The following is a 3,766-nucleotide window of genomic DNA, read 5'->3' as shown; positions in this document are numbered from 1 at the left end:
CCCACCGGTGAACGCCCACTTGGCCCCCGCCCGTCGGACCCGTCCACCGCCCCTCCGCCTCGGTGACCTGCGCATCCTCGAGGATGTCGTCTCCCGCAGTTTCGAGGGTGCGGCCTCCTCATACGGCACGCGGTCTACGCCATACGGCATGTGGCGTTCATGCCGCATGGCGGACCGGTGTCACACCGGGCGGTGGGTCAGCGGGTGCCCCACTCCTGCTTCGCCCGCTTGCTGTCGCTGTCGCCCATCTTGGTGATCGTCAGGTTCAGCCCGGCCTTGTTCTTCTCGGCCGTGATCGCCTTGTCCCCGGCGAACCGACTGATGATCAGGCTGCCACCCAGATCCCACTGCTGCTTCTTGTCCCGCTTGTTGCACTTGTACTGCTTGACGACCGTGCCGCTCACCTTCTTGTCCACCTTCAGGCACTTGCCCGACTTCTTGTTCTGAACGGTGAAGAACTCGCTGCCGGTGCTGATGCGCTTGAGCGTCCACTTCTGCGTGGCGTTACCGCTGCACTTGGCGATCTGGGCCGGGGCGTTGTTGTTCGTCTTGCCGGACATCGTCATACAGATGTCCTTGCCGCCGATGTTGCCCCAGACCTTCACCAGGCTCACGTTGGTGTAGGCGGTCGCACCGGCCGGCGCCGCGTTCGCGGGCAGCGCCGCGCCCGCGGTCACCGCCGCCGCAGCCGCGCCGGCGACGACGAGAGACCTGACACTCTTCTGCATACGGAACTGCATACGGGTCGTCCGTCCTTCGCGCTGTTGGATCATGCGGGTCCTGAAGGTAGGACGGGATCGCCTCGTTTCGTAATGTCTTATGGGGAGTTGTCCCGAAGGACAGTGTCCTGAAGGACAGCACCCCGAAGGGTCCCGAGGGGCGGGAAGGGCGGGAAGGCGCCCGCCTCCGGGGAGCGTCGGCAGCCGGTGCGAAGGGCGCCGGGACCGCGCCGTACGATCCCGTCATGTCCCGCCGCACCCGAATCGCCGGTCTGATCATCGGCGCCGTCGCCCTCGCCACCGCCGCCGTGGTCACCGTGCGGATGCTCGGCGAGCCCTCCTTCACCTTCGCCGCCGCGCCCCTGGCCGACGATCCCGCGTGCGCCCGGATCAGCGAGCACTACCCCGAGCGGCTGGCCGGGCTGGACCGGGCGGACACCAGTACGAAGGGCGCGGCGGTATGGGGCGACGGAGCCGTCGTCGCCCGCTGCGGCTTCCCCCGGCTGGAGCCCACCGCCGACGCGTGTACCCGGGTCGACGGCGTGGACTGGGCCTGGCGCACGAGCACGGACGACGACGGCCGGGAAGTGCTGGTCACCTACGGCCGCGAACCGTCCGTCGAGGTTCAGTTGACCGCCGGCAAGGCTGCCCCGGACGCGGTCCTGGTCGAACTGTCATCCGTCGTGAAGCCCCTCAAGCAGAGCAACGAGTGCCTTGCCGGCTCGGATGTCACGGCACCGTCGAGCCCGTCCCCGGGCGATCGAACGGCGAGCGGCCGGACACCGGGCGCGCACACGCCGGGCGGCCACTCGTAGTCATGAGCTTGCGTGTCGTCGAGTCGAGGGAGTGGGAGCAGCGGATGGTGAGGAAGACGGTCTCGCGGGCGGCCATGTGTGCGATCTCGATCGGGCTCGCGCTGTCCGGCCTCGCCCTGTCCGGCTGTGCGCGGACCGAGAACCTGGACCTCGACACGGGCACGGGGCAGTCGGGCCGGGCCAAGCCGTTCAAGAGCATCCCAGTGGACGAGCGAGCCGACGCCCCCGACTTCGCCGGCAGCACCGTCGACGACGATCCGGTCCGGCTCTCCGACTACCGGGGCGAGATCGTCGTCGTGAACGCCTGGGCGACCTGGTGCGGACCCTGCCGGGCGGAGTCGCCCGAACTGGAGCGGACGTACCAGGAGTTCAAGGGGCAGGGGGTGCAGGTGCTCGGCATCAACACCAACGTCGAGCGGAAGAGCGCCCTGTCGTTCCAGCGGGAGTTCGGCCTCACGTATCCGAGCCTGCACGATCCGAAGGGCAAGCAGTTCCTCGACCTGCCCGCCGGGCTGGTGAACACACAGATCCTGCCTTTCACCCTGTTCGTCGACCGGGAGGGCAGGATCGCCGGCGCCATCCAGGATCCCGTGGACGAGAAGGAGCTGCGGACCATCCTCACCCCGCTGCTTAAGGAGGCGTCGTAGGGAGCGGGCGGGGACGCCCCGGAGGGGGCGATGAACGCGTTCGTCCTCGGTGCCCTCGGCATCCCGGCCGGCGCTCTTGCCACCACCTTCGGTGTGCTCTACCCGTTCTCCTGAGGCTCGTCCTCACCGGCGGCTTCTGACACCGCCCGCTTCCGGAGCGGACGGCCCTTTCGGGCACTGCCCATCGGGGCAGCGACCCAAGAGTCACTTACGCCCCTCTTCTCGCCTTCCTAGGGTCGCTCAAAGACATCTGACAGGGACCTGCCCGGTCGCACAGGCCGTCCGGGGCATCGAACGGGATGAAGGGGAAACAATGCAGCTCTCTCGTTTCGCGAAGGTGACAGCGCTCTCCGTGGCGCCGCTCACACTGGTCGCGGGAGGCTTCCAGGCCACCGCCCTCACCGCCTCGTCGCCCGCCTCGGACCAGAGCGCCGCGGCCTTCTCCGTGTCCGCGCTGTCCGCGAAGTCCGAGGGCGGCCTGAAGGACGTGACCGGCTTCAGCGCGAACAGCGCCCAGGGCGAGACCCTCAAGGCCCAGGGCTTCGGCGTCATGCGGGCCGCCTCCGGCGAGACCGCGGTCGTCGACACCTCCTCCGCCCGCGAGGGCATCACCTCCGCCGCCGGCAAGGGCTTCGTCGAGCTGTCCTGGAAGGGCTACACCAAGGACGCCCGCTACGTCGTCACCCGCGACGGCAAGGACATCGCCCAACTCGGCCCGGGCGTGCAGTCCTTCCGCGACACGGACGTCAAGGCCGGCGCCGAGTACGACTACCAGGTCGTGCCGGTGATCCCGGCAGGCGGCCACCCGAAGGCCAAGCTGTGGGGCATGAAGGTCGCCGTCCCCGCCTCCGGATCGCTGACCGGTCTGCGCGGTGAAGCCGTCGAGCGGGCCACCACCGCCGCCACCGCCAAGACCTCCACCCTGTCGTGGATCACCTTCATCCCGCAGAAGAAGATCGACGCGCCCCTCGCCGGCTGTGACTACGGCAAGAACTTCCAGTTCGGCGGCGACGGCCGTACGAAGTTCGACTGGAAGTCGAGCAAGTACCGCACCGCCCTGCACGCGACGATCACCTGGAGCAACAAGAAGGTGGTCGGCAACAAGAGCGTCCATGCCTCGACCGTCTATGTGAAGAAGACCGGCAAGAAGGTCGCCACCAAGACCACGACCACCAAGCACATGTCGGTCAAGAAGCTGGGGTCGGGCAGCAACTACGTGGACGTGCGCATGGTCCTGCACGCCGGCAACCCCTTCTGCAAGGGCCTGGGCCCGGTCAAGGGCGCCATCGACGGGGCCCTCACCATGAACCTGACCAAGAGCGGGAACTGGACCATCCGCTCCGGCAAGCACCGTCAGATGCCCAACCACCACATCTACATCTACGACGGCGGCAAGGTCTCCACCGTCTACACCCGCAAGTACGCGAACGCGAAGTGCCTCGTCGGTTCCGTCACCTGCCCCGAGGCGGACCTGACCGGCCGCTACGGCAAGTTCTGATCCGGCACGCCGACCGCCGACGGTGAGTCCGGTCCGGCGGCGGCGAGCCCGATCCTCCGCCGCCGGCGGCGGAGCAGAGCCCGGGGT

4 protein-coding genes are annotated in these 3,766 nt (G+C 68.5%); 3 read left to right on the top strand and 1 reads right to left on the bottom strand.

Annotation, left to right across the window (positions count from 1 at the left end; translation table 11 throughout):
• Positions 1-197 precede the first annotated feature (197 nt).
• Complete coding sequence (locus STRIP9103_RS29585; protein ID WP_009326527.1) at positions 198-773, bottom strand: RICIN domain-containing protein; 576 nt, start codon at positions 771-773, stop codon at positions 198-200.
• A 191-nt stretch (positions 774-964) separates the two neighbouring features.
• Between STRIP9103_RS29585 and STRIP9103_RS29580 the strand changes: the two genes are divergently transcribed.
• From STRIP9103_RS29580 to STRIP9103_RS29570, 3 genes are all read left to right on the top strand, one after another.
• Positions 965-1,534: a DUF3515 family protein gene (locus tag STRIP9103_RS29580; protein WP_009326524.1), complete on the top strand. Its 570-nt coding sequence runs from the start codon at positions 965-967 to the stop codon at positions 1,532-1,534.
• A gap of 2 nt (positions 1,535-1,536) precedes the next feature.
• A complete protein-coding gene (locus STRIP9103_RS29575) occupies positions 1,537-2,181 on the top strand; it encodes a TlpA family protein disulfide reductase (RefSeq protein WP_048821217.1) in 645 nt (214 codons plus the stop codon).
• A gap of 313 nt (positions 2,182-2,494) precedes the next feature.
• Positions 2,495-3,679: a hypothetical protein gene (locus tag STRIP9103_RS29570; RefSeq protein ID WP_009326526.1), complete on the top strand. Its 1,185-nt coding sequence runs from the start codon at positions 2,495-2,497 to the stop codon at positions 3,677-3,679.
• The last annotated feature ends 87 nt before the right edge of the window (positions 3,680-3,766 follow it).

It is taken from the genome of Streptomyces ipomoeae 91-03, assembly GCF_000317595.1.
Lineage (GTDB): Bacteria > Actinomycetota > Actinomycetes > Streptomycetales > Streptomycetaceae > Streptomyces > Streptomyces ipomoeae.
This window is presented reverse-complemented; position numbering and strand designations above follow the sequence as displayed.